24 protein-coding genes are annotated in these 25,496 nt (G+C 36.5%); 4 read left to right on the forward strand and 20 right to left on the reverse strand.

What is annotated here, in order from left to right:
- Positions 1-28 precede the first annotated feature (28 nt).
- Positions 29-1,336 carry a UDP-glucose dehydrogenase family protein gene (locus tag G580_RS0108680; RefSeq protein WP_028841812.1) on the forward strand — a complete coding sequence of 436 codons (1,308 nt, stop codon included), beginning with the start codon at positions 29-31 and terminating at the stop codon, positions 1,334-1,336.
- Here G580_RS0108680 and G580_RS0108685 read toward each other — a convergent pair.
- The 17 genes from G580_RS0108685 to G580_RS0108765 form a co-directional block, all read right to left on the reverse strand.
- Positions 1,331-1,978: an MBL fold metallo-hydrolase gene (locus tag G580_RS0108685; RefSeq protein WP_028841813.1), complete on the reverse strand. Its 648-nt coding sequence runs from the start codon at positions 1,976-1,978 to the stop codon at positions 1,331-1,333. The two genes, G580_RS0108680 and G580_RS0108685, sit on opposite strands and share 6 nt — an antisense overlap.
- Positions 1,975-2,517, reverse strand: a complete 543-nt coding sequence (locus tag G580_RS0108690; RefSeq protein WP_028841814.1) for a shikimate kinase — start codon at positions 2,515-2,517, stop codon at positions 1,975-1,977. Before G580_RS0108690 ends, G580_RS0108685 begins: the two co-directional genes overlap by 4 nt.
- Positions 2,510-3,793: a 3-phosphoshikimate 1-carboxyvinyltransferase gene (gene aroA, locus G580_RS0108695; protein ID WP_038042006.1), complete on the reverse strand. Its 1,284-nt coding sequence runs from the start codon at positions 3,791-3,793 to the stop codon at positions 2,510-2,512. The genes G580_RS0108690 and aroA overlap by 8 nt, the downstream gene beginning before the upstream one ends.
- Entirely contained in the window at positions 3,793-4,617 is an 825-nt protein-coding gene (locus tag G580_RS0108700; protein WP_051173325.1) for a shikimate dehydrogenase, read from the reverse strand. The genes aroA and G580_RS0108700 overlap by 1 nt, the downstream gene beginning before the upstream one ends.
- Positions 4,618-4,628: 11 nt before the next feature.
- Positions 4,629-5,324: a type I 3-dehydroquinate dehydratase gene (gene aroD / locus G580_RS0108705; RefSeq protein WP_028841817.1), complete on the reverse strand. Its 696-nt coding sequence runs from the start codon at positions 5,322-5,324 to the stop codon at positions 4,629-4,631.
- A gap of 3 nt (positions 5,325-5,327) precedes the next feature.
- Entirely contained in the window at positions 5,328-5,918 is a 591-nt protein-coding gene (locus G580_RS0108710; RefSeq protein ID WP_028841818.1) for an IMP cyclohydrolase, read from the reverse strand.
- A 22-nt stretch (positions 5,919-5,940) separates the two neighbouring features.
- Positions 5,941-7,125 (reverse strand): 12,18-didecarboxysiroheme deacetylase, encoded by a 1,185-nt coding sequence (ahbC, locus tag G580_RS0108715; RefSeq protein ID WP_028841819.1) that lies wholly within the window; start codon positions 7,123-7,125, stop codon positions 5,941-5,943.
- Between the two features lie 13 nt (positions 7,126-7,138).
- Complete coding sequence (locus tag G580_RS0108720; protein WP_028841820.1) at positions 7,139-7,495, reverse strand: response regulator; 357 nt, start codon at positions 7,493-7,495, stop codon at positions 7,139-7,141.
- Between the two features lie 13 nt (positions 7,496-7,508).
- Positions 7,509-9,122: an AAA family ATPase gene (locus tag G580_RS0108725; RefSeq protein WP_028841821.1), complete on the reverse strand. Its 1,614-nt coding sequence runs from the start codon at positions 9,120-9,122 to the stop codon at positions 7,509-7,511.
- Between the two features lie 126 nt (positions 9,123-9,248).
- Complete coding sequence (locus tag G580_RS11575) at positions 9,249-9,395, reverse strand: hypothetical protein (protein WP_156874819.1); 147 nt, start codon at positions 9,393-9,395, stop codon at positions 9,249-9,251.
- 27 nt (positions 9,396-9,422) lie between these two features.
- Positions 9,423-11,780 carry a replication restart helicase PriA gene (priA, locus tag G580_RS10730; RefSeq protein WP_051173326.1) on the reverse strand — a complete coding sequence of 786 codons (2,358 nt, stop codon included), beginning with the start codon at positions 11,778-11,780 and terminating at the stop codon, positions 9,423-9,425.
- 15 nt (positions 11,781-11,795) lie between these two features.
- The gene (locus G580_RS0108740; RefSeq protein WP_028841822.1) at positions 11,796-12,680 is read right to left on the reverse strand and encodes a UTP--glucose-1-phosphate uridylyltransferase; all 885 of its coding nucleotides are present in this window, start codon (positions 12,678-12,680) and stop codon (positions 11,796-11,798) included.
- The gene (locus tag G580_RS0108745) at positions 12,677-13,153 is read right to left on the reverse strand and encodes a hypothetical protein (protein ID WP_028841823.1); all 477 of its coding nucleotides are present in this window, start codon (positions 13,151-13,153) and stop codon (positions 12,677-12,679) included. The genes G580_RS0108740 and G580_RS0108745 overlap by 4 nt, the downstream gene beginning before the upstream one ends.
- Positions 13,154-13,163: 10 nt before the next feature.
- Entirely contained in the window at positions 13,164-14,327 is a 1,164-nt protein-coding gene (locus G580_RS0108750) for a type IV pilus twitching motility protein PilT (protein WP_028841824.1), read from the reverse strand.
- Between the two features lie 7 nt (positions 14,328-14,334).
- Complete coding sequence (locus G580_RS0108755) at positions 14,335-15,426, reverse strand: type IV pilus twitching motility protein PilT (protein WP_028841825.1); 1,092 nt, start codon at positions 15,424-15,426, stop codon at positions 14,335-14,337.
- A 45-nt stretch (positions 15,427-15,471) separates the two neighbouring features.
- Entirely contained in the window at positions 15,472-15,906 is a 435-nt protein-coding gene (locus G580_RS0108760) for an NIL domain-containing protein (RefSeq protein WP_028841826.1), read from the reverse strand.
- A 16-nt stretch (positions 15,907-15,922) separates the two neighbouring features.
- Positions 15,923-17,665 carry a YcaO-like family protein gene (locus G580_RS0108765; protein WP_028841827.1) on the reverse strand — a complete coding sequence of 581 codons (1,743 nt, stop codon included), beginning with the start codon at positions 17,663-17,665 and terminating at the stop codon, positions 15,923-15,925.
- 68 nt (positions 17,666-17,733) lie between these two features.
- On the opposite strand from G580_RS0108765, the gene mnmA reads away from it, so the two are divergent.
- Both mnmA and G580_RS0108775 read left to right on the forward strand, forming a co-directional pair.
- On the forward strand, positions 17,734-18,750 hold the full coding sequence (mnmA, locus tag G580_RS0108770) for a tRNA 2-thiouridine(34) synthase MnmA (RefSeq protein WP_028841828.1): 1,017 nt from the start codon (positions 17,734-17,736) through the stop codon (positions 18,748-18,750).
- A gap of 22 nt (positions 18,751-18,772) precedes the next feature.
- A complete protein-coding gene (locus G580_RS0108775; protein WP_028841829.1) occupies positions 18,773-20,269 on the forward strand; it encodes a UvrD-helicase domain-containing protein in 1,497 nt (498 codons plus the stop codon).
- On the opposite strand, the gene G580_RS0108780 is transcribed toward G580_RS0108775, so the two are convergent.
- A complete protein-coding gene (locus tag G580_RS0108780; protein WP_028841830.1) occupies positions 20,266-21,609 on the reverse strand; it encodes a sigma-70 family RNA polymerase sigma factor in 1,344 nt (447 codons plus the stop codon). The genes G580_RS0108775 and G580_RS0108780 overlap by 4 nt on opposite strands.
- A 103-nt stretch (positions 21,610-21,712) precedes the next feature.
- Between G580_RS0108780 and G580_RS0108785 the strand changes: the two genes are divergently transcribed.
- Positions 21,713-22,453: a hypothetical protein gene (locus G580_RS0108785; RefSeq protein WP_211211394.1), complete on the forward strand. Its 741-nt coding sequence runs from the start codon at positions 21,713-21,715 to the stop codon at positions 22,451-22,453.
- A 2-nt stretch (positions 22,454-22,455) separates the two neighbouring features.
- Here G580_RS0108785 and G580_RS11160 read toward each other — a convergent pair whose 3' ends face one another.
- Complete coding sequence (locus G580_RS11160; protein ID WP_051173327.1) at positions 22,456-23,535, reverse strand: CCA tRNA nucleotidyltransferase; 1,080 nt, start codon at positions 23,533-23,535, stop codon at positions 22,456-22,458.
- Positions 23,529-25,397, reverse strand: coding sequence for a tRNA uridine-5-carboxymethylaminomethyl(34) synthesis enzyme MnmG (gene mnmG / locus G580_RS0108795; protein ID WP_028841832.1), 1,869 nt, complete (start codon positions 25,395-25,397; stop codon positions 23,529-23,531). The genes G580_RS11160 and mnmG overlap by 7 nt, the downstream gene beginning before the upstream one ends.
- Between the last annotated feature and the right edge of the window lie 99 nt (positions 25,398-25,496).

Here is a 25,496-nt window from a genome sequence, read left to right on the forward strand (position 1 = left end):
TTTAAATTACTAACTTAAGAGGAAGAAGATGCACATTACCATCATAGGGACAGGATATGTAGGGTTAGTTTCTGGTGCAGGGTTAGCAGACTTTGGTATGAAGGTTTTTTGTGTAGATAAAGACCAAGAAAAAATAAACAAATTAATAAATGGAGTTATACCTTTTTATGAGCCTGGCTTAGAGGAATTGGTAAAAAAGAACGTAAAGGCAAAACGACTGTTTTTTACTACAAATTTAGAAGAGGCAGTTAAAAATTCTTTGGTAGTCTTTATCTGTGTAGGAACGCCTCCTAATCCTGATGGTTCTGCAGACCTTTCCCAAATAAAAGAAGTAGCCCTATCCTTATCCGAGATCATCGATGAATATAAGGTTATCGTTACCAAAAGCACAGTACCTGTAGGGACTAACAGATGGATCAAAAACCTGATAGATTCAAATAAAAAAACCTCTGTAGCTGTGGATGTAATTTCTAATCCTGAATTTTTAAGAGAAGGCTCTGCTGTAGAAGATTTTATGCATCCAGATAGGGTGGTTATCGGAGGAGAAAGTTCATATGCCATCGCCATCATAAAAGACATTTATCGTCCTCTATATTTAGCAGAAACTCCTTTTCTCATAACCAACCTTGAAACCGCTGAACTTATCAAATATGCAACCAACGCCTTTTTAGCTACTAAAATCTCCTTTATCAATGAAATCGCCAATTTTTGTGAAAAAGTAGGAGCTGATGTTACTACGGTAGCCAAAGGCATAGGAATAGACCCAAGAATAGGGTCTAAATTTTTAAATCCAGGGCCGGGTTTTGGAGGCTCCTGTCTACCTAAGGATGTAAAATCTCTTATCCATCAAGGAAGAAAAGTAAGCTCACCTTTTAGACTCCTTGAGGCAGTGGTAGAAGTCAACGAAAAACAGAAACTAAGAGTGATAGAAAAATTAGAAAGATTTTTAAGAGACCTTAAGGATAAAACTATAGGAGTTTTAGGACTTTCTTTTAAACCTAACACAAGCGATGTCAGAGAAAGCCCTGCTTTATCTATCATCCCCGTACTTTTAGAAAAAGGAGCAAAAGTAAAGGTTTATGACCCTGTAGCTATGGAAGAGTTTAAAAAAGCTGCCAAAGGACTTAACATAGAATATGCCTCTGATCCTTTAAACTGTGCTACTCAAACAGATGGATTGGTACTTCTTACTGAATGGAATGAATTCAGGTTTTTAGACCTCTCTCAACTGAAAAAGGTGATGAAGAATCCTTTGATCATAGACATGAGAAATATTTATGAACCTTCCGTGGTAAAATCCTTAGGATTTAGCTACGAAGGAATAGGAAGATTATAAAACCTCTTCTAAGAAAGGATTGTTAATCTTTTCCTCTCCTATAGTAGATACAGGCTTAGATCCATAATCATGTCCTGGAAAAATATGAGTTTCTTCTGGTAGGGTTAAGATCTTTTCCTTGATAGAATTCATCATCTGAAAAAAATTACCCCCAGGTAAATCTGCCCTTCCCACCCCTTCTACAAACAAAGTATCCCCTGTAAACAAAACCTGTTCTTGGGAACTATAAAAACAAATCGACCCAGGAGAATGTCCAGGGGTATGTATAACCTTTAGTTTCTCCTTTCCAAAAACAATTTCATCACCTTCTTTTAACCTAAGGTCTGCTTTTGGATTTTCTGGAAAACCCCAAGACCTGAAAAAAGAAAAATTGTTCTTATCTTGAAAAAACCTGTCGTCTTCCTCATGCAACCCAAAGGGAACGTTTAAAGCTTCCTTCAAAAAGGAAACACCTACTACATGATCAGGATGTCCGTGGGTACCTAAAATAGCTTTTACCTTAATACCCAAAGTCTTAATTAGCTCTAAAATTCTTGAGTCTTCTGCTCCAGGGTCTATGATAACCCCTTCTTTGGTGTCTTCACAATAGACGATATAACAGCAGACCTCAAAACTTCCTACGATCAACCTTTCTATCTTCATATAATTTCCCCTACCATATTTTGGTTTTTCAATTGTTTAAGTATTAAATCCAGTATGTCTTTTGGAGACTTTTGCTCGGTATCTATACTTAAATCTGCAAACTCACGATAGAGAGTTTCTCGCGATTTTAAAACTTGAAGAACCTCTGAAGTTAAATCTTCAGAGGTAAGCTTAGGCCTTTCTTTTAGGGTTTTTTCATCTTTAAGCATTCTTTCTATAATGGTTTCAGGTGAGGCTTTAAGCCATACAACCAACGCTTTTGATTTTAAGGCTTTAATTTCTTGTTGATGTAAAACTCCTCCCCCACCTAAAGCAATCACTATTTTTCTCCTATCAACCAACCTAACCAAAATCTCTTTTTCAATCCTCCTAAAAGCCTCCCATCCTTCGTTTTCGACTATCTCTTTTATCGTTTTCCCGGAAAGGTTTTGAACCTCTTGGTCTGTATCTATAAAATCCCAGTTTAAAGCCTTACTAAGGAGTCTACCTACGGTAGTTTTACCTACTGCCCTAAAACCTATTAATAACACCTTATCCATAAAGATTTTCAAAATATTTCCAAAAATCAGGAAAAGATTTGGTTACACATTCAGGGTTTATTATTTTAATCTTTCCGGTTTTTAACCCTAAAAGGGCAAAGGACATAGCTATTCGATGGTCGTCATAAGTTTCTATCTCTGCAGGCAGAAACTCCTGGGTACCTTCTATCACAGCTCCGTCAGGAAGTTCTTGAGCATTAACTCCTATTTTTTGTAGTTCAGTCACCATAGCTTTTATACGGTCGGTTTCTTTAAACCTAAGATGAGGAGCTCCTTTAAGTATTGTTTTACCTTCAGCCACAGCCCCTAAAACACACATCGTAGGAAAAAGGTCTGGGGTATCCTTTAAGTCAAGTTCTACGGCTTTAGGTCTTCCTTTAAAGGCTACCCTTACACCTTTAGGATAAAGAGGTTCTACGTAAGCTCCCATCTTTTTGATAAAATCTATAAATTTAGTATCTCCCTGTTTAGAAAAACAATTATAGTTCTTTACTACTACTTCCCCTTCCCCTAAAATCAAAGGTAAACCTAAAAAATATGAAGAACTTGAGGCATCAGCCTCGATCTCATACACCGACGGTTTATACCTACCAGGACTTACCTTAAAAAATCTTTCTTCAGCATAAACCTCTACCCCAAACTCTTTCATAACCTCTAAAGTAATCTCTACATAAGGACGTGAAAAAAATGATCCTTCTATCAAAATCTCTGCACCGTTAGGAAGATAAGGTCCTATTAACAATAACGAAGACACAAACTGACTGCTAACATCTCCTGGCAAAATGATGTTTTCAGATCTAAGAACGTTTGATTTTACCCGTACAGGAAAATACCCTTCTTTTTCTAAACATTCGATTTTTGCGTTTAATTTTCTTAAAGCCTCTATCAGGTGTTTTACTGGTCTTTCATGAAGCCTTGGCTTTCCGTAAATATCTATAAAACTTCCCTTCCCTAAACAGGCATAACTTAAGAAAAATCTTGAACCTGTCCCATTATTCCCTAAATAAACCTTTACACCCGAAAGTAAAGGAGGAAAACCTCCCTTGATCTCCCAAAGTTTCTCTTCATCAACTACTTTAACCTCTACCTTAGTAGCAACCAAAGCGTCTTTTAAAAGCAAGGTATCTTCACTTATCAAAGGGTTTATCAGGCGAGACTTCCCTTCTGCTAGGGAAGCACAAACTAAAGATCTCTGGGTTAAACTCTTAGAAGAAGGTAATTCTATCTCTATTTTTTTTAAACCTTTTAAGGGACGTATCGGTTTAACACTTTTCATCAAGTTTGTCTCCTCTGCACTTCGGCATAAAGCTCTTTTTGAATAATAGACAAAATTTCCTGAGATAAACTTTTTTTAGACCAAAGTTTAAGTTGCTCAATCCCTTGATAAAATAGCATTTGAAGGCCATCTATAACCTTACAACCTTTTTCCTCAGCATAGGTCAAAAAAGTGGTTTTAAGCGGTGAATAAACCAGATCCATCGCAACCTTAAACCTTAAAAGTACTTCTGGTCCAACTACGCTTTCTTCAGAATTTAACCCCACACTTGTGGTTTGGATGATAACCTCTCCTTCAGCCTTTTTTAGCTCATCCCAAGGTTTGGGTACACCACCAAATTTTTGAGAAAGTTCAACTGCCTTTTGATAAGTTCTGTTATAAATCACTATTTCTCTTGCTTCAGCTTTTTTTGCGGCATAAACTACCGCCTTAGCCGCTCCTCCTGCACCGATTACCACTACTTGTTTGCCTTTCAAACTTATCCCATTTTCCTCAAAAGCCTTTAACACCCCTATCCAATCTGTGTTAAAACCTAAAAACCTCCCTCCTTCTACCACAACCGTATTTACAGCCCCTATTTCAGAAGAAGTTTTATCTATTTCGTCTAAGTATTTCACAATACGTTCTTTATAAGGAACTGTTACAGATACTCCTTGAATTCCTAAGGTTTTGATTCCCATGACTGCTTGTTCAAAGTTTTCAGGAGAGACTTCAAAAGTGCCGTAAACTGATTTGAGCCCTAAAAGTTTAAACCCTAAGTTATGTATAACCGGAGACAGAGAATGTTTAACAGGATATCCTATTACTCCATATACCTCATACATTAGGCTTATCTTCAAGAAGGTTTAGGTAAATGGTCTAAAAGATTAGAGTATATAGTTTTAGCAGTCAAAAGGTCGATTTGTCCAGGTGCTACTGTCTCTTCTTTAGAAGGAGCTACATAAGTAAAAGGTGATCCAGCAAGTAAACATAATACCCGACTTAAACTCCCTGCATCTCCCATACCAAAGGTTATAAGCTCTATCCCTAACTCCTTGGCAAATCTTATCAAGTCTAAAAGTCTTAAACTATCTTCGAAAACCTTAGCCATGGTCACAATCTTGGCCTTTATAACCCCCTTATCTCCCATCTCGCATAACATCCTCTTTAGATATCCCTTTTCAGGAGTTCGGTTAAAATTATGATAAGAAACCAAAATTTTATCATAAAAAGAATTAGTTAGGTCAAATAATTTATAATATTTCTTCAAATAACGCCATTCTACATCTACCAGATAAAAAGGTTGTTGTAAGGCCCATAGAATCCAATCTGCATAAGACTGAGGGGAGACCTGTGCTTTTCCCCCTTCTCGATAAGTTCTTAAAGTAAAGATAAACCTAAAAGGATAGAAAAAAACTTTTAAAATTTCATCTTTTGAAGGATTTTCTAAACTATCAACCCTTATTTCAAAAAGGTCTGTTATTTCTGAGAATTTTTCTATCTGTTCGCAAACTTGATTAATTTTTGTTTTAGCCAAAGAAACACAAAACATCTTTTATACACCAAACTTTGATAGGTAATCAAAGATGGTTTTATCATAACCACTGGTTAAAGCAAACACCTTTTTAGCAAGCTCAAACCTGGTTTTAAGGGTGGTGTTTCCGTAGGTTCTTATTTCTTCAAGAACCTTTTCATAATCTCCTGGGTCTACCACTACCGTAACATATTTAAAATTTTTGGCAGAAGCCCTAAGTAAAGTAGGACCTCCTATGTCTATGTTTTCTATAGCTTCCTCTAAATCCCCTCCTTTTTCTACCACTTTTTCAAAGGCATAGAGATTTACCACCACCAAGTCTATAGGTTTTATCTGAAGATTTTTGATAGTTTCTACATGCTCTGGGTTATCTCTTTTAAAAAGAATTCCTCCATGAATATGTGGATGTAACGTTTTTACTCTTCCTTCTAAAATTTCAGGAGAACCTGTAACTTCGCTAATCTCTACCACTTTAACCCCAGCTTCTCTCAAAACCTTGGCTGTACCACCTGTAGAGATGATTTCTATCCCTAAGTTTTCAAGTTCTTTAGCTAACTCCACTACCCTCTTTTTATCTGTTACGCTTATAAGAGCCCTTTCTATCTTATTCATAAATTTCTCCTTAGGTAGAATTTTAGGCTATACCTATCTCTTCGTCAGTTAGATAACAAGCTGGGTCAGGAGCCCAAACATCTCCTGTGACTGCCTCTGCCCTCACCCTAAAGTTTCCGCCACATACTTCCAAAAACTTGCAAGCAGCGCATCTCCCCTTAACATGCTTCTTTTTCTCTTTAAGTTTAGCCATCAACGGGTCTGAAAGATCTGTCCAGATCTGACTAAAAGGTCTTTCCCTCACGTTACCAAAAGAATAGTGCCTCCAAAACTGGTCTCCATGAACCTCTCCATCCCAAGAAATACATCCTATACCTACCCCACTGTTGTTACCTCCGTTCATCTTAAGAAGTTCATAGACCTCTTCTGCCCTTGGATTTCCTTCTCTTTTCATCCTAAGATATAAATAGGGACCGTCGGCATGATTATCTACGGTTAACACCTCTACTTTATGTCCTTTATCATGCAACTCTTTAGTGCGATCTATGATGTAGTCTACCCAATATCGAGTTTCCTCATGGTCTAAATCCATATCAATCAAAGAGCTACCTCTTCCGGCATAGACTAAATGATAAAAACATATCCTTGGAATAGAAAGTTCCTCAACCAAATCAAAAACCTTAGGAATTTCTTGGGCATTAAGTTTATTGATAGTAAATCTTAGACCTACTTTTATTCCTTCTTTTTTACAGTTTTCTATAGCAGAGATAACTTTGTCAAAACAGCCCTTTACTCCTCTAAACCTGTCATGCACCTCTTTCCATCCGTCAAGGCTAATCCCTACGTAGGAAAGCCCTAATTTTTTCAGTTCCTTGGCTAAAGGTTCGTCTATTAAAATACCGTTGGTAGAAAGCACAGCCCTCATCCCTAACTCTACAGCCTTTCTTATCAAATCTAAAATATCTGACCTTACCAGAGGTTCTCCCCCAGAAAATAAGACCACAGGTACTCCAAACTGGGACAAATCCTCAAGCAAAGCCATACCTTCTTTAGTGGTAAGTTCTTCTGGATGGGGCTTGTTATCTGCCTTAGCATAACAGTGAATACACCTAAGATTACAAGCCTTGGTTACGTTCCATACTACCACTGGCTTTTTGTCTGCTGAAAATTGAAGAAGATGGGATGGAAGGTTTTTTGAGTGCCTCCCATACCTTAAAGGGTCTGAAGCCTCTATGGTTCCACAATAAAGTTTAGAAATCCCTATCATTACTTTTTTACCTCTACCTTTTTATGTATTTTAAAACTTTGTTTAAAAACTCCTCTTCCTTAAAAGGATAGACTAAAATATCATCACAACCACAATCCTTAGCCCTATGTTCTTCCTCTTTTAATGGAACTTTACAAATCCCGACGATAGGTATGGTTTGAGTTTCTGGGTGTGATTTCAAAAGTAAAGTCGTAGCAAATCCATCTAACAAAGGAATGTCTTTTTCCAAAACAATCAGTTTAGGTTTTTCTTTTTTAGCTAATCTAAATAGGGTCTCGCCGTCTTCTATCAGTTTATGTTTGATCTTATGTTTTTCTAAAACCTCTTTCAACTTTTTAAACAAATCTTCAGAAAGGGCTAAGTAGATCATATAACCATACCCTCTAATTTTTTAGGGTTTGTTTATAAAATCTTTCTGGATTTTTAAAAGCAAGTGAGGTTATGGTAATATCTTTTATATCCCAAAAATCTTTTAAATAAATTAGTTCATCTTTTAAATGAGACATAAGTTTTTCACAAATACTAAAAACACCGGTTTCTTTTTTTATAGCTCTTTCCATGATGAAGTCTATCGCATCATCTGAAAAGCAAATCTTTAAGTTATACCTATTTTCGAAAAATTTTTCATAGTTTTTAACCTGTTGCCATACATAACCAAGTTTTTCCCACCCCTTGGTTAGTTCAATAGCCCCGTTCAAATAAAAATCAAAGAGCATTTCAACCCTTTTAGGGGTTAAATCAAAAAAACTTTCGGATTTAAAAATACCTTTTGAATTAAGATAACATTTAAACCTTTCCTCTTCCTCTAAAAGACACGCCCTAAAGATTTCTTTCCAACGGTCGTTTTTAGGAGAGTTTAACATAGCCTGAAGGACCCCTTCAGGGTCTTTTACCATCTCTTCGGTTACTCCAAGATGTGTAAAACCTTTAGAAGGTAAGAGTCTTTCGTATGGGGTTAAAACTCTCTCCAACACCATCACCAAGGCTCTGGCCCCGGTATTTTCTTTAGCACTAACTTTAGCAATTTCTCTTAAAGCCCTATTGGAAAAAGCTAAGGTTATTCCATAAACGTTAAAATCTTTTCTCTTGTTTAAAACCATAGGATTGTTAGGGTTAGCAAGAATTTCAAAAAATTCTTCCTCAGAAAGAGGATCAAATACTACAATTACCGGAAAACGCCCTACAAACTCTCTCTCAAATCCATAAACAACAAGGTCTTCCGGAGAGACAAATTTTAAATAATTTAACTTTTGGTCTAATTTTTCTTCTATTTCAGAAAGAAAGCCCATCTTTTGTTTTTTTAGCCTTTTTTTTATGATATCCTCTAAACCCTGGAAGGCACCACTTGCTACAAAAAGAACATGCTTAGTGTTTAAAACTATCTTTCTTTTGCGATTTCTGTCAAAAATATCCTTATGCTCAACCCCAGGACCTACCTCAGGAGGAAACTTGATTTCTACCATGGTTTCCTCTAAAGGTTTTAATAAAGCCCTTTGTACTCCTGTACGGGAAACGTCTGGTCCTATGGTTTCTCCGGTAGAGGCTATCTTGTCTATTTCGTCTAAAAAAACCATCCCATAATGGGCTTTTTCAAGGTCTCCTCCTGCTTCCCAGTAAAGTTCTCTTATCAAGTCTTCTATATCCCCACCTACATAACCTGTCTCGCTAAACTTGGTTGCATCCCCTTTTACAAAAGGAACTCCTATTTTTCTGGCTATTAACTTCATCATATAGGTTTTACCCACTCCAGTAGGACCTATTATAAGAAGGTTGTTTTTCACAAAATCAAAATCCTCGTTTCTCTTTAAGACATAATGTTTAATTTTCTGGAAGTGAGTACATATCTTGGTAGAAATAATCGCCTTGGCCTCTCTTTGTCCTACTATATATTCGTCTAAAAAACTTTCCAGCTCAAGAGGCCTAAGGTCAAATTGATATACTGAAGAAAACCTCTCAGAAGACAGTTTTTCTATCTTGACTTTTGAAGTTTTTATCATATCAACTTTTATAATATATGCCTTTTTTAAAAAATGTAAACCTTATTTATAGTTTTGGTTTTTAACTTTAAAAAGTTAAAACTTTATCTGCCTCTTTAACAAGCTAATAAAGATCTACCTTAAAGACTACTGCACAAGTAAAAGAAGGCTCAAGCCCATAAACCTTTTAACATAAACCTCAGACATAAAAATCTCCCTGAAAAGTGTTTTTTGTTCCATTATGTTAAACTGCTCGTTAGAAAGCTTTTCAAAAAAAACAGCTTTTCCTAACATAAAAACCGAAACCTCGTCACCTTTACCTTATAAAAGGTCTTCCGGGTCTATATCGTAGGTTATTTTTAAACCTTCTACCCTAAATCTACCCAAAAAACTTCTTAAAACTTGATTAATTTTTTTATAGCTTTCTGACTTGATAAGGATATGCCACCGATGAAAACCTTTTAACTTTCTAAAAGGACAAGGAGAGGGGCCTATAACCCAGATCCCTTCCAAGCCCTCGTCTTCTACAATTTTTTCTAAAAATTCTTTGGCTTTAATGCTTCCTTGCTTAACTATTTCTTCTTTTATACCCTCTATTCTTATGACTGCAAGTCTTATAAAAGGGGGGAATAAAAAAGCCTTCCTTAGCGCGATTTCCTCTTTGTAAAAACTTTCGTAGTCCTGGGTCAAGGCATACTTTATCACATAGTGTTCCTCTAAGGAGGTTTGGAAAAATACCTTGCCTCTTTCGGTCTTTCTTCCAGCCCGACCTGCGGCCTGAGTAAGAAGATGGAAGGTCCTTTCTGCAGCTTTATAAGAGGGAATAAACAAGCCCTCCTCTGCCCTTAAAACCCCTACTAAACTTACCTCTGGAAAGTTGTGCCCATGAACCCCCATTTGGGTACCTACGATAATTTTGGCGATAGGTTGGTAAATTTTTTCCATGATCTTTAAAAACTTTTTTTCTGTATTGATACTATCCCTATCTAATCGTATTACCTCTACTTCTGGAAAAATCTTTCTTAACTCTTCTTCTACCCTTTCTGTTCCTGCACGATAGAACTTTAAGTTAGTCCCTTTACAAACAGGACAAACTAAAGTTTTGGTTAACTCAAAACCACAGTAATGACATAAAAGGCTGTCTTCTTCTTTATGATAGGTTAAAGGAATACCGCAATTAGGGCATTCCCAAAGATGATGACAATCTTCGCACCTAACCAAAGGGGCATATCCTCTTCGGTTAAGATATAAAAATACCGATTTACCTTTGGTAAGTTCTTCATCTATAGCTTTTTTTAAAGATGAGTTAATCAGCTTAAACCCTGGATGCTTTATAAGACGAACCTCTGGAAGTTTTGTATAAGGACGTTCTTTTAGAACCAAAAGATCATATTTTCCTTCAACAGCCTTGTAAAAAGTTTTTATGCTTGGGGTAGCTGAGCCTAAAATTACCGGTATGTTTTCTAAGTTACCTCTTACCAGAGCAAGATCTCTGGCATTATATTTACAGGGAAGGGTCTCCTCTTTATAAGAAGGGTCATGCTCTTCATCTACCACTATCAATCCCAATCCTTCTATAGGAGCAAATATAGCAGACCTTGCTCCTACCACGATTTTAACCTCACCCTTAATGATTCTTTGCCACTCTCTAAATCTTTCTCCCGCAGAAAGACCACTATGAAGAACTGCTATGTCTGTTTTGAAATGTTTAAGTAATAACATCTCCATATAAGTGGTTAACACGATTTCAGGAACCAGAACCAAAACTTTTTTCCCCTGATTTAAGACCTCCTTTATGGCCTCTAAATATATTAAAGACTTACCACTTCCTGTAACCCCAAAAAGCAAAACAGGATAAAAACCTCCTTTATCAAGCCTTTCCTTAATCTTCAAAAAAACCTCCCTTTGTAAAGGGGTCAAACGATACTCCTCTGGAACAGACATAAACATAGAAATCTTTCTCATTTTCAAATACTCTACCCGCTCTAAAAACCCTTTTTTAATTAACTTGTTTACCTCTTCAGAAGAAAAAAGACTTTTCAAAACTTTTTCAGGAATTTCTTTTAATTTATTGATATAACGTAAAATTTCGTTTTTTTCTATTAAATCTTCTGAAATATCGGGCTTTATTTTAATAAAGACTTCTGTGGGGATTTTGACCTCAGGAAAATAGTATTGAATTTCTATCAGTCCTTGTTTTTTCCATTTTTGCAAATCTTTAGAAGAAAGTTTAGTCTTTCTAAGAAAAGTCTTAAACTCATATCCTTTTGTTTTGATTAAAGAAAAAACCTCAGGAAGGTCTCCTTTTTTCAAAGCCTCTTTTCCTTGTGAGGTAAGAAAAATTCGTTTTTTAGGAAGACTAAAGGTCCCAGAAGGAAGGGCTATTTTGTACATCAAACCTAAAGCACATAGATAATAATTTGCTACCCATTCAAGAAAAGAAAACATCTTTGGAGGAACGATAGGTTCTTTGTCTATTACTTCTTCTACTTCTTTGTAGGTAAAAGGAGAATTTTTGACGAGATTTTCCTCAGCTAACTCACAGTTTAGCACAATCCCTATTAACCTTGAGTTTCTAAAAGAAACAATACACCTTACCCCAGGAAGGATAAACCTATCACTTAAGTAAGAAAAAGTTTGTTGTAATGGTAAAGGAAGGACTACCTCAACAAGATACATTTAAGGTTTAAATTTTTAATCTTGAAACCGTTCTTTGTAAAAATTTCTTAAAACTGCCTCAAGCTTAGGGTCTTTACATGCGTAATGAAGAATAGCTTGAAAAAAACCCTCTTTGTTTCCTGTATCAAACCTTTTTCCTTTAAATAAATAGGCATATACCTCATGTCCTTCATCTATCATAAGCTGAATAGCATCGGTAAGCTGATATTCTCCATTGACCTTAGGTATTCTTTTAAGATAATCAAACACTATAGGACTAAAGATATAACGCCCTATGATAGCAAGATTAGAAGGAGCCTCTTCGGGTTTAGGTTTTTCTACTACCTTTCTTATCTTTATAAGGTCTGTGCTTACCCTTTCCCCCTCTATAATTCCGTACTTAGAAACATCTTTCCAGGTTACCTCTTCAACTCCTATAAGGCTTATTTCAGAACTTTCGGAAGACAAACTTTGATAAACGTCTAACATCTGTTTAATACAGGGTGGATCTGCATCTACCAAGTCATCTCCTAACAAAACAGCAAATGGTTCTTCACCTACCGCCTTTTCTGCCATCAAAATAGCATGTCCTAACCCCTCAGGCACCTTTTGTCTAACCTCTATAAGATGTTTGATCTTTTCTTCTACCTCTTGTACCTTTTCTAAAAGTTCTGTCTTTTTTCTTTCTTTAAGAAAACTCCTTAAGTTTAAATCGATATCAAAATAATCTATAATCTTACCCTTACCTTGAGAAATGATAAAAACCAGTGTATTAACTCCAGACTGGATTGCTTCGTTTATCACATACTCTATAGTAGGTCTTTCTATCACAGGTAAAAGCTCCTTAGGGACCACTTTAGTAATCGGAAGCATCCTTGTCCCAAGTCCTGCTACAGGGAGGACTGCTTTTTTTACTATCATAAGTACCTCTCAAGAGTTTTTTCAAAAAAGTACTCTTTAGCCTTCTTAAAATGTTTATAAAGATCTTCCCAGTAAGAAAGACTTTTGGTATAAATGGTTGAAAATTCTGATAAATGCTGAGGGTTTAAAACTAAATTGGCACTCCATAAAAAGGTGGTCTTTGGGTCTAAAGTTTCTACCTGAGGGCTTACATATATCAACTCAAGTTCTCTTCTTAGTTCAACAGAGATCTTAAAATCTAAAAATTGTTTAATCTCATAAACTTCCTCTAAAGAATTGACACCTATCACCAATACCTTTAAAAGTCTATTTTTAATCAGAAAAACCAAGTCTTCCTTGTCTTTAATTTCTCTTACCACATAATCTTTATTAACTTTAAACCAGTCTGCTATAGGATTAAAAGAATTGGAAAGTTTCCAAAAAAAACCGACGACTAATTTTTGTAAAAATAAATCTGAAGAATCAACCCTCATGAAAAACCTCTTATTTTACCCCTTTGCCTCCAAGCTCTAAGTTAAGTGCCTCTTCTTCAACCCTTCTTTTTTTCTTAATAAGGTCTATTTGTCTTACTACAACATCTTTTCTTAATGCATGATAGATGGCCAATTCTTCTTCTATAAGATTTTTTTCGTAAAGCTCTATCAGATGTTGATCGAAGGTTTGCATCCCAAAAGGTTTCCCCTGGGTCATAACGTCATAAAAGGTTTTACCTTCTGATTCTCCTGTAAGAATAATCTCCTTTGCCCTTAAGTTATTGTAAAGTATATCAAACACAGGGACCCTTCCTCCTCCTATCTTAGGAAGTAGTTTTTGTCCTATAACCCATTTTAAAGAGGCTGCTAATCTTTGTCTGATAAAATTTTCTTCATCAGGAGGGTAAAAACCTATCACCCTGTTTATCGTTTGGGAGGCTCCTATCGTATGTAAGGTAGAAAAAACTAAATGTCCGGTTTCAGCCGCCATAAGTGCAATATCCATGGTTTCTTTGTCTCGTATTTCTCCTACCAAAATCACCTGAGGAGCTTCTCTTAGGGCAGCCCTAAGCCCCTCTGCATAAGAGCTAAAATCTGTACCCAATTCTCTTTGGTTAATGGTGGCTTTAATGGGTTGGTGGATATATTCTACAGGGTCTTCTAAGGTTAAGATATGGACAGGTTGAGTCTTGTTTATTTCATGAAGTATAGCAGCTAAGGAGGTGGTTTTCCCCTGACCGGTAGCTCCGGTAACCAACACAATCCCAAATTTCTCCTTAGCTATTTTATAAAAAACCTCAGGGAGGCCCCATTCGTCTATCCCCTTAACCCTCCCTTCAAGTTTCCTCATGATAATGTTATAGGTTTTTTGACGAGAAAAGACGTTTACCCTAAAACGGGTTTTGTCATCTAAAAAATAAGAAAGGTCTGCATATCCGTCTTTTAAAAGTTTCAAAAAAAGTTGAGGGTTCTCTTTTAAAAGATTGAACGCAATGCTCTCGGTTTGATGAGGAGTTAACCTTTCTACATAAAAATCCTCTAAAAATACATTTTTCATCTTTCCATAAACCATAACCTGAAAAGGATAGCCTGAAAGAATAAAAATATCAGAAACACCTGGCTCTATGTTAGCTAAGTTGTAAAGTAACTCTTTTATGTCAAAATCTGTTAGCATGAAATTACTAACCCGGCATTTCGGTGAAGTCTAAAATTTCTTTGTTTTGGACAAAAGGAATAAACCTACTTTTATCAACTGATTTGATAAAGGCCTCTTCAGGGCTTATCCACTTGTTGTTAAGATATTCCATAATACAGTCGTCAAGAGACATCATTCCATACTTTTTACCCATCTGAATCATCGAAGGTATTTGATGGATTTTATTTTCTCTTATAAGGTTTCTGATCGCAGGGGTAGCTATCATGATTTCCATGGCCACAATCCTACCAGGTCTGTCTATTCTTTTAAACATCGTCTGAGAAATAACCGCTCTTAAAGCCTCTGATAAAGAAACCCTTATCTGGTCTCTTTCCTCTGGAGGGAAAGCATCCACAATTCTACTCACAGTTTGAGCTGCGCTGATGGTATGGAGGGTAGCAAACACTAAATGTCCGGTTAAAGCAGCCTCAAGCGCTAAGGAAATGGTCTCTAAATCTCTCATTTCACCTATCATGATGATATCTGGGTCTTCTCTCAGAGCAGCCCTAAGGGCATTAGCAAAACTTTTGGTATGGACACCAAGTTCTCTTTGGTTTATCAAACAATTTTTAGGCTCATGCACAAACTCTATAGGGTCTTCTATGGTGAGAATATGGTCATAACGCATTCTATTGGCATAGTCTATGATAGCAGCTAAGGTAGTAGATTTACCTGACCCTGTGGGACCAGTAACCAAGACCAAACCTCTTGGTAAAAGGGCTAAACGATTAAGGATGGAAGGAAGGCCTAACTCTTCTACGGTTTTTATCTTGTTAGGAATAAGCCTAAAGGCTGCAGCAACCCCCCTTCTCTGACGATAATAGTTAACCCTAAAACGAGCTAAACCAGGAATTTCATAACCCCAGTCTACTTCTCCTTGTTCCTCAAACCTTTTGATGATTTCTTCAGGGGCTATTTCATAAAGCATTTCTCTGAGTTCTTCATCTCCTAAAACTTTATATTTAACTCTTTGAAGGTCTCCGTGAATCCTGAGAAGAGGAGGATTACCTGCAGAAAGATGCAGGTCAGAGGCTTGAGTGTCAACCATCAATTTAAAAAAAGCGTCTAACTTCGCCATTGTTTAATAATTATGATAAATGTTATCAAAAAGTCAATAGGCCTCTTAGGTAAAACTTTCTACCTCTCTTTCTACATGGACTTCCATAGCTTTGGTGATACAAACTGCCACACAAAACTCACAAGCAGTGCATTTTTCAGGGTTAAACCTTATATAAAAGGTGTCTTTTTCTACATAAAGAGCCCCTGTTGGGCATGCAGCAGTACAGTTTCCACAATGAATACATTTTTCCTCATTTTTGATGATCTGTTGTTCTAAAGACTTGACTTCAACCCCTACCTCTTTAAGATAGTTTAATCCTTCTCTTAGTTTTTCAGGGGTGCCTTCTAACTCTAAGATCATGATACCTTCTTTACCCGGGGTGATTACCGCCCTAAGAATGTTAAAAACTAAATCATAATCCTTTACCAGCCTATACACTATAGGCTGGTCTACTATCTCTGGGTTAAACTTAAGATAAAACCCTTTTTTGTAGACCACCTTTACCCTCCAAGGATTAGTTTTTGTTGTTTAAGAACTTTCCACAATATTCTAATCCCATTTTAGCAACCGTCAAATCAGGATTAAGCTCTAAGGCTTTTAAGAAGAAAACCTCTGCAGTAGGTAGCTGGTTTAACGCTTTTAAACAATAACCTACATTAGCATAGTCTATAGCTGAAGCAGGATTTAAATCTATGGCTTTAAAGAAGGCATCCATAGCCAAAAAATATTCTTCTAACTTATAATAAGCCCTTCCTAAGATGTTGTAAAGCTCAGGCACCTCTTCTAAAGAAAGACCCTGTAAAGCAGTTTCCACCGCTTTTTTATACTGTTCATATTTTAAATAAGCATCGGCTAAATGTGTATAAAGGGCTATTTTGTCGTCGTCAAAATCGATCATTTCAAGTGCCTTTTGATAGGCTGAGATCGCCTTGGGAATCTCTTTTAACTCCTTATAAACATTACCCAAAAAAGCCCAAAGAAAATATCTGTCTGGTACCTCTTTTATCAACTCTTCTAAGATTGATTTTTGAGACTCAAGAGGAAAATAAAGACTTAAAGTTCTTACAAACTGATAAAGATAGGAAATCTTAGTCCTTTCTCTAAAAAGTATTCCTGGAATCACCGCATAAACCGCTGGAATTTCTAAATCTGGGTGAGTTATATCTATCAAATAGGTTTGATACCCTAATTCTTTTAGTCTATCAGTTAAAACCTCAAGTTCTTGAATATGATCTTCAGAGTAAAGATTAGGAAGATCTTGCAAACTAACCTCTCCTTTGGTAGCCAATACCTGAGAAGCTTCTTCTAAAGTGCTAAACTTTGGAAGCCCACTTTCTAAGTATTTACCCTCGGTATCAAAATCTCCTGCCAGCTGAGCTACTTCTGTCAAGGCTCTTATTAAAGCCCTTTCCGGTGAGGTGCCTGTACCAGCAGCATAAACGATTTCACTTCTGTTAGGATAGGTAGAAGGGTCCATCGCCATCACCGCTATCGTTGGAGCAGGCATCCCAAAGGTCATATCTCTTATCCACACCTTTATTCCCAATCGACCATAACAAGAAAGCAGTCTCTCTCCTTCCCCTGAAATTGAACTCCTTTTTATTTCAGCCATGGGTATACCCTTTCTTACCGAAAGAGCGTTCACATGTCTTTCTATCAACTCACAGATAGCCTGAGTGGCTGCCTCAGGATAGGTATTTCCCCCGGCAGAACCATTATATTCATAAAGCATCCAAAACCAATGAAAAGGTAAATATTTAACTTTTTTGGTGGTAACCTCTAACCCAGGAACAAACCACATAGGGGTGTTTTTTAGATAACGATAGGCTATTTCTCTAACCTTACTTTTTTCCTCATCTTCTACAGACCTCAAAAATACCTCCCAGGCAAGGGCATCTTCTCCTAACTCCTCGAAAGTTGTTAATCTTCCTAACTTTTCTACCGATCGATAAAAAGAAAACAGAGAAAACCTTTCTACCAACTCCATAAGTGCACTTGCTTTAGCTAAAACCTCAGTAGAACCCTTACCCATCTGTTTAAAATTTCCGGTAGTCCTTTGTCCATCTATATCATAAAGACTTATATAAACAGGAATTCCAAGCCTTCCCTTATCTATCCTCTGAACTCCTTTATAGACCTTAAGCCCCAGGCTTTTAAGCCTATTTTCTACCCTCAATATCGTCTCTTCAGGAAAAGCTGCCTTGTCGGCTATTACTTTTTTAGAAGGTTGAAAAAATTTTTTTAAAATGCCTTCCATATTCCACTCCTTTTGTTTATAATTTAAAAAATTTAATTACTTTGGTAAACTTTATTTTACCATAAAACATGAAAATCGCCATTTGTCTAAGCGGAGGAATTGATAGCGCTATTTCTGCCTATCTTTTAAAAAAACAAGGAGCCTCTCTAGTCGGAATCACCTTTAAGCTTTTTGAAAAACAAAAAGAAGTAGAAAAAGCTAAGTTTATAGCCCAAACCCTTGACATACCTCATCACACCATAGACCTTACCCATCAATTTCAAAAGCAAATCATCTCTTATTTTATAAACACTTATGCCCAAGGTCAAACTCCCAATCCATGCGCTCTATGTAACGCAAAAATAAAATTTGGGAAAGTCCTTGACTGGACGTTAAAAAATTTAGGGACCGAAAAGTTAGCTACCGGACATTACGTGGGTTTAGGGGAATACCAAGGAGAGCTCCTGTTAAAGAAAGCAAAAGATCCTAAAAAGGATCAATCTTACTTTTTGTCCTTGATCAACAAAGATGCTTTACCTTTTCTAACATTTCCTTTAAGTGGCTACTTGAAAGAAGAAGTTAAAATGATGGCTAAAGAAATTTTTGGGATAGAACCCTCACAAGAATCTCAGGACGTATGTTTTTTAAAGGGAAGTTCAGTTAAAGAGTTTTTATTTATGTTTTTAAAACCTAGAAAGGGGCCTGTGGTTTATAAAGACAAAGTAGTGGGGACCCATGAAGGCATATTTTTCTATACCATAGGGCAGAGGAAAGGTCTAAAGATTCCTTTAGGTAAACCCCTTTATATAACCCGGTTAGACCCACAAACTAATACCATCTTTTTAGGAGAAAAAAAAGACCTTGCAGCCAAAGGACTTGTACTTGAGAGTCTAAACCTACACCTTCCGATAGATAAATGGACCTCTCCTGAAGCCCAGATAAGATACCGTAGCCCCATGGTGAAGGTTAAAGAGATAACCACTGAAGGGAAGAAAACAAAAATTTTTTTTGAAGAGGTTGTTTTTGGGGTAACCCCTGGTCAGGTTTGTGCCTTCTATGAAAAGGGATTCTTATTAGGAGGTGGTATTATCGTAGACAAGTTATAATTTCAGTTTATAATCAACCTCTATGGAGTCTAAGCTCACCAAAGAACAACAGGAGGTTTTAGCTACCCTCCAAGATGCAATCGTAATAGCAGGTCCTGGAACAGGGAAAACCTATACACTTGTGGCTAAGCTAAAACAAATTATAGAAAAAAACGAGGTTTCGCCTAAAAAAATTTTAGTCCTCACCTATTCTGTCAAAACCTCAAAGGAATTAAGGCAAAAATTGATTCAGGCAGGTTTAGAAAAAATAAAGGTTGATACCTTCCATGGCTATGCCTATGATCTATGGTGTCAACATCATCAAAAACCTCCTAAACTTATTACAGAAAAGGAAAAAAAGGAAATCTTAAGAAAACTTTTTGGTAGAACCCCAAAACCTTTAACTCAGTCAACAAACAAACTAACTTTTTTCGAATACCTTAAAAAGAACCAGCTTTTAGACTTTGAACTTTTACTTTATGAGGCTTCATCCTTTCATAACCTAAAATTTTCAGGCTATCATGTAGTTATAGACGAATTTCAAGACCTATCAGAAGATATTTTAGAATTTTTAACCCTTTTTAAGGATGCAACCTTTACGTTGTTTGGAGACCCCAATCAATCTATTTATGGTTTCCGCGGAGTTAACCTAAGAAAAATCAAAGACTTTTGGCATAACTTTAGACCTAACTTTAAGGTACTAACTCTTTCTCAGAGTTTTAGATGTCCAGAAGAAATTCTTAAGATAGCTGAACGGTTTAAATGTTCACCCTGGGAACAAGCACCCTACAACAGTTTAAAAAACGGGGGGAAGGTTCAGGGGCTTTTTTTTGAAAATCCCTTTCACGAAAGAGAAATTTTAACTAATTTGGTAAAAAAACTCTTAGGAGGATTACAGTTAGAGCAACAAAAACAGGGAGGGATTTCTCCTAAAGAAATCTTTGTCCTTTCAAGATTTAAAGAGGTATTTCAACCCTTAAAAGAAGCCTTTCTCAAGGCTGGGATACCGGTTAACTTAGCAGAAGAAGAGGCTAAGTCTACCTATGAAATCCTACAAGAGTTTATCTATGAAGCTCAATCTTCGGTTTTTTCTATAACAGATCTGATAAAAAAGGCACCTCACAAGACCAAAACCTATTTGGAAAATCTTTGGGAGCTTTCGAACCAAGATAAAGAAAAATTTTTAGGATATCTTGTCAGCACTCAACCCTCTGACCTTATAGACACAGACCGAGAGGGGGTTAACTTTCTCTCTATACATGCCTCAAAAGGGCTAGAAGCTGAAATAGTTATTTTAGTGGGCACAGAGCAAGGGCTTATTCCCCTTACGATTTTTAAAGACACAGACGAAGAGGAAGAAAGAAGACTGGTTTATGTTGCCCTAACCAGAGCTAAGAAAGAATTTTATTTTTCTGGGGTAAAAGAAAGAAAGATTTATCATTTTTGTCTAACCCAGGGATTATCTCCTTTCTTTAAGGAGCTACCTCTTCAAACCTTTAAGCAAAAACCACCTAAACCTAAGCAGCAAGGCCTTTTTTAATCTCTGATGTCAAACTTTTCTTTTTGAGCAAGTTGTCGCATCTTGTAAAGTGCCTTTTTTTCTATCTGCCTAATCCTTTCTCTTGAAACCTTAAACATATACCCTATTTCTTCTAACGTATATCCCTCATATTCTCCAAGACCAAACCTCATGCGAATGATTTTTTCTTCTCTTGGAGAGAGGGTGGCTAAAAACCTTTTTATCTTGTCTGAAATATCCTTTTTTCTGGCTGTATCATAAGGGGAAGGGCTTTTTTTATTTTCTATAAAATTTCCTAAGGTGCTGTCTTCGTCTCCAATAGGGGTTTCTAACGAGACAGGTTCTTTTGAAGTTTCAAAGATTACCAAGATTTTTTCATAAGGAACTCCAGTTCTTTGAGAAAGCTCCTCAGGAGTGGGCTCCCTTCCTAACTCTTTAGAAAGCTCATAAAAAACCTTAAAAACATAGTTTCTTAGCTCTAAAAAATGTACAGGAAGTCTTATGGTTCTTGTCTTATCAAGGATAGCTCTTGTGATAGACTGCCTTATCCACCAAGAAGCATAGGTGCTAAACTTATTACCTTTTCTATAATCAAAACGATAGACTGCCCTCATCAAACCAAGGTTTCCTTCCTGAATAAGGTCAGCCAAAGACAACCCCTGTCTTATATACTTTTTAGCGATAGATACTACCAACCTAAGATTAGCCTTTACCATTTCATCTTTTGCCTTTTCTATACGAGAGATATTCTTTTTTATATTAAAACAAAAATCTTTTATACCTTTAGGCTCTATCTTTTGTTTCTTATTTTTTATATATCGTTCTTCTAATTCCTTAACCATCTTTTCAAGATAGTTAACGTAAGTTTTTTTAGGTTTAAGATTAGGGTCTCTTCTCTGCCATTCCTGAACTACTGCTTTCATCTCTAAAATCTCTTTACATTCTATCTGAGCTTCTTTTATAATTTTTAATATATTATCAAAACCTTCCCTTATCTCTCTTGACAGCTCTTCTTCTCTTTCTGGGGTTAAAAGGTCATACTTACCCATTTCTTTGAGATAAAGGGATAATAACTCCTCTGAACCTGGCTCTGAAATGGTCTCTTCTTCGATCAATTCTCCCTCGGCAAAAGTAGAAAGCTCCTTAATCTTATCATGGACCTTCTTCTCTATATACTCCTCTCTTTCATAAGGATCCATGTCTTTTAACTCTATCCCATAACTCTCAAGAAGGTCAAAAATCTCTTCCATCTTGTCAGGGTCGCTATACTCTTCAGGTAAGATCTTGTTTAAAATTTCATAAGTAAGCTGACCGGTTTTCCCTAACTCTAAAATCTTTTCGTTAAGGTCCTTTTGTGCCATTTACTTCAACCACCCCTTTTCTTTTTAAATTGTTTTGTTAAATTTAAATATAACCAAAAAGATAACTATTAAAGTTTTATCTTCAACCATGCAGGATCCACTTTTGTTAAAAACTTTAATCTACATGCTCAGCTATCACCCCGATGAGTTCGGTCTTATTCCTGATAATAATGAATTTTTCAAAATAAAAGAAATTTTTCAAGCTCTAAATTTTACTAAAAAATTTAAAAAACTAAACTTAAACATATTAAAGCAGCTATTTTCTTACTATTATAGAGATTTTTTTGAATTTTTAGAAACATCAAACTTAGTAAAGCCTAAGGAGAAAAGATTCACTCCCCCCTTTAAGATAAGTTTAACCCAAGTTTATAATTTTAAAAAACTTTGGACATTTGTCAAGCCAAGGTTGTGGTATCAATTGTGTTTAGATGAAAAATGGAGCCCTAAGGAAGGACTTTTCCCTGTGTTTACTGAAAAAGAATTGGCAGAAAATTGGGCTAAAGCTAAAGGTGCACTGTTGATAGAGGTTTTACCTTATAAATTTTTTGAAGACATTGAAATTTACCAGTTTGGAGAAAAGGTGTTGTTACTCTCTTACCTTCATCATAATTTTTTGAAAGGGCCTTCTATCGATCAAAAGTTTATCCGTAAATACTTACCGCAACAAAAACCTGCTGAAAGACCGGACCCTATCATCCCTTTTAATCAAACTGCTTTTAACCAAGAAAATTATCAAACTGACCAAGACCTGCCTTTTAGAAAGCTAACTCACGGAAAGAAGAAAGAAAAACCCTGGAAAAAATATCAGAAAAAAAAGGCAAGGTTAAGAGAAAACTTAGAATAGGGTTAATTCAAAAGATCTTGTAAAATATCTACTAATCTTAGAATTTGATGAAAATAAGACTTTTTTTGCATTTTTCTTGGCAAAGGTTGGTTTTTTCGAGCAAAATAAATTCCTTTATAAACATCTCTTAATAAATCCATAGACCGTTCAAACAACCCTCGATTAAACCTAAAAGTAAAAAACAAAGAGAAGAACAAACGTAATAATTCCTTTCTTTCAAAACCAGGCACCGGTTGAAAAGGTAAAGGAACATAGGTTTTACCTATCAACGGGAGAAAAGCATAGGCAAAAAGGCAAATACGTTCTTCCACAGCCAAGTCCTGGTCTTGAGAAAGCTTGGTCAAAACCAGCCTAAGAAATTTTTCATCTAAGGATTTTTCTTCGACCATTTTCAGATAAAAAGGATATATCTGATAAAGTAGCCCAGACTTTTGTAAAAGTCTAAACCAGTCCAGCACCCAAAAACCAATAAGGTCTTTTAAAATTTCATCCCTCAACCTTTCCCAAACAACCTTTTTAATAAGATGAGAGTTTCTAATAATTGCTTCCCAAGTTAATGGTTCTATGTTAAATTTTAATCTTGATGCGTGTCTTATAGCTCTCAACATACGAACAGGATCGTTTAAAAACCTTTGATCATGGTTTCCTATAACCCTTATTATACCTTTTTTTAGATCTTCTAATCCTCCGACATAATCTATGATCTCTTTTGAAAAAACGTCATAAAAAAGGGCATTTATGGTTAAGTCTCTTCTTAAAGCATCCTCTTCTGGGGTTCCGTAGTTTTCCTTTACTTTACCGTCGTATTCCTCTTTACCTCTAAAGGTACTAACTTCTACGTACTGATCTTTGGTTATATAGACATGAACTATCGGAAACCTTCTTCCTATGATAAAAGCCCTCTTAGGAAAAAGAGAGACCACCTCTCGAGGAGTGGCGGTAGTTCCGATATCATAATCCTTAGGGTCTAATCCCAAAAGAAGATCCCTTACACACCCCCCTACCAAATAGGTGGTATATCCCTTTTGTTTTAAACGCTTGATGATCTTTAAGATCGGTTTTGGGATAGAAAGGTCTAACACTTTTTCTTTAGATACACCTGGATCGCTGAAATGGCTGCAGGGGTAGCTCCTGGTATTCTTAGGGCCTGACCTAAAGAAGTAGGTCTTATCTTACTAAATTTTTCACGAACCTCGTTGGTAAGCCCAGGAATTTCGTAATAATTTAGGTCTTCTGGCAGTTTTATGTTTTCAAGGCGTTTAAACCTTTCTACCTCTTTGAGTTGTCTTTCTATATATCCACTATATTTTATCTCTGTTTCCACCTCTAAGAGAACTTCTTGGTCAAACCTTTTTAATTCTGGGAGGAACTCTACAAGGTCCTCTATATCTATTTCTGGTCTTCTTAAAAGGTCGTAAGCCTTGGTAGTTTGTTTGATAGGAGCTATACCTTTGCTTTGAAGGTAACCGTTTATTAAATCAGGTGAGACCCTAATTTCTCGAAGAAGGGTCTCTAAGGTTTCTAATTTTTGCTTCTTATCAAGGTATCTTAACCACCTTTCTTCATCGATTAAACCTAACTTTTTTGCCTTTTCCGTAAGTCTTAGGTCAGCATTATCTTCTCTTAACAACAACCTATATTCTGCCCTTGAGGTAAAAATTCGGTAAGGTTCATCTACACCTTTGGTGACCAGGTCATCGATCAAGACTCCGATATAAGCCTCTGAACGGTCCAGAATAAAAGGTTCTTCTTCCTTTACGTAAAGGGCTGCGTTTATACCTGCTATGAGCCCTTGAGCTGCAGCCTCTTCATAACCTGTGGTTCCGTTGATTTGTCCGGCTAAAAACAGCCCTGAGATGAGTTTGGTTTCTAAAGAGGTTTTAAGTTGAGTTGGAAAAACAAAATCGTGTTCTATACCATACCCTGGCCTTAATATCTCAGCCTTTTCCAACCCAGGAATACTTCTTACCATCTTCCATTGCACGTCTATAGGAAGGCTGGTGCTTATCCCGTTAGGATAAACTTCAACGGTATCAAGACCTTCGGGTTCGATAAAAACTTGATGTCTCTCTTTGTCTGGGAAACGGAAGACTTTATCTTCTATCGAAGGACAATACCTAACCCCTCTCCCTTTAATTTTTCCTGTAAAAAGGGGAGACCTGTCTAAAGCACCTTGGATAATCTTATGGGTCTCTTCTGTGGTATAGGTTATAAAACATGGTACCTGAGGGAGAGGAGGACGTTTTCCTAAGTTTTTAAAGGAAAAAAGAGGTGGGGGAAAATCTCCCCATTGGATTTCCATTTTAGTATAATCTATGGTACGGGCATCAAGTCTGGGACAAGTTCCGGTTTTAAACCTACCGAGCTCAAAACCCAGTTCTTTGAGATTTTCTGCCAGTTTGTTGGAAGGAGGATCTCCAAGTCTTCCTGCCGGAAAACTTTCAAGCCCGATGTGTATAAGTCCATGAAAAAAAGTTCCTGGGGCTATCACCACAGCTTTAGCCCCAAACTCTTCTCCAGCTTTAGTCCTAACCCCTATTACCCTTTTATCTTTTACCAAAATTTGAGTAACCAATCCCTGTTTGATAAAAAGGTTCGGTACCCTTTCTAACCTTTTTTTCATCCTCTCTTGATATCTAAAGCGATCTGCCTGGGCTCTGGTAGCCCTTACCGCGGGTCCTTTCTTGGTGTTAAGTTTTCTAAACTGAATACCTGTTTCGTCTATAGCTAAAGCCATCTCCCCACCAAGGGCGTCTATCTCCTTTACCAAATGACCTTTACCTATTCCACCTATAGAAGGATTACAACTCATAGCCCCTATTCTTTCAAAATTGATGGTAATAAGAAGGGTTTTACACCCCATCCTTGCAGAGGCTAAACAAGCCTCAATTCCTGCATGGCCTGCTCCTATGACTATCACATCAAAGGTATCAAGAAAAATCATCCTAACCTTCCTTAATATTCTGATTTAATCAAAATTAAAACTCTCAAGTTTTATATTATACCACATTAACCCTTCCCTTAAATCCTTTATCCCTAAGAA

Source organism: Thermodesulfobacterium hveragerdense DSM 12571 (genome assembly GCF_000423845.1).
GTDB lineage: Bacteria > Desulfobacterota > Thermodesulfobacteria > Thermodesulfobacteriales > Thermodesulfobacteriaceae > Thermodesulfobacterium > Thermodesulfobacterium hveragerdense.

Coding starts and splice junctions, on each gene's coding strand:
- G580_RS0108680 (WP_028841812.1), top strand. CDS start 29: ATGCACATTACCATCATAGGGACAGGATATGTAGGGTTAGTTTCTGGT.
- G580_RS0108685 (WP_028841813.1), bottom strand. CDS start 1,978: ATGAAGATAGAAAGGTTGATCGTAGGAAGTTTTGAGGTCTGCTGTTAT.
- G580_RS0108690 (WP_028841814.1), bottom strand. CDS start 2,517: ATGGATAAGGTGTTATTAATAGGTTTTAGGGCAGTAGGTAAAACTACC.
- aroA (WP_038042006.1), bottom strand. CDS start 3,793: ATGAAAAGTGTTAAACCGATACGTCCCTTAAAAGGTTTAAAAAAAATA.
- G580_RS0108700 (WP_051173325.1), bottom strand. CDS start 4,617: ATGTATGAGGTATATGGAGTAATAGGATATCCTGTTAAACATTCTCTG.
- aroD (WP_028841817.1), bottom strand. CDS start 5,324: ATGTTTTGTGTTTCTTTGGCTAAAACAAAAATTAATCAAGTTTGCGAA.
- G580_RS0108710 (WP_028841818.1), bottom strand. CDS start 5,918: ATGAATAAGATAGAAAGGGCTCTTATAAGCGTAACAGATAAAAAGAGG.
- ahbC (WP_028841819.1), bottom strand. CDS start 7,125: ATGATAGGGATTTCTAAACTTTATTGTGGAACCATAGAGGCTTCAGAC.
- G580_RS0108720 (WP_028841820.1), bottom strand. CDS start 7,495: ATGATCTACTTAGCCCTTTCTGAAGATTTGTTTAAAAAGTTGAAAGAG.
- G580_RS0108725 (WP_028841821.1), bottom strand. CDS start 9,122: ATGATAAAAACTTCAAAAGTCAAGATAGAAAAACTGTCTTCTGAGAGG.
- G580_RS11575 (WP_156874819.1), bottom strand. CDS start 9,395: ATGTTAGGAAAAGCTGTTTTTTTTGAAAAGCTTTCTAACGAGCAGTTT.
- priA (WP_051173326.1), bottom strand. CDS start 11,780: ATGTATCTTGTTGAGGTAGTCCTTCCTTTACCATTACAACAAACTTTT.
- G580_RS0108740 (WP_028841822.1), bottom strand. CDS start 12,680: ATGATAGTAAAAAAAGCAGTCCTCCCTGTAGCAGGACTTGGGACAAGG.
- G580_RS0108745 (WP_028841823.1), bottom strand. CDS start 13,153: ATGAGGGTTGATTCTTCAGATTTATTTTTACAAAAATTAGTCGTCGGT.
- G580_RS0108750 (WP_028841824.1), bottom strand. CDS start 14,327: ATGCTAACAGATTTTGACATAAAAGAGTTACTTTACAACTTAGCTAAC.
- G580_RS0108755 (WP_028841825.1), bottom strand. CDS start 15,426: ATGGCGAAGTTAGACGCTTTTTTTAAATTGATGGTTGACACTCAAGCC.
- G580_RS0108765 (WP_028841827.1), bottom strand. CDS start 17,665: ATGGAAGGCATTTTAAAAAAATTTTTTCAACCTTCTAAAAAAGTAATA.
- mnmA (WP_028841828.1), top strand. CDS start 17,734: ATGAAAATCGCCATTTGTCTAAGCGGAGGAATTGATAGCGCTATTTCT.
- G580_RS0108775 (WP_028841829.1), top strand. CDS start 18,773: ATGGAGTCTAAGCTCACCAAAGAACAACAGGAGGTTTTAGCTACCCTC.
- G580_RS0108780 (WP_028841830.1), bottom strand. CDS start 21,609: ATGGCACAAAAGGACCTTAACGAAAAGATTTTAGAGTTAGGGAAAACC.
- mnmG (WP_028841832.1), bottom strand. CDS start 25,397: ATGATTTTTCTTGATACCTTTGATGTGATAGTCATAGGAGCAGGCCAT.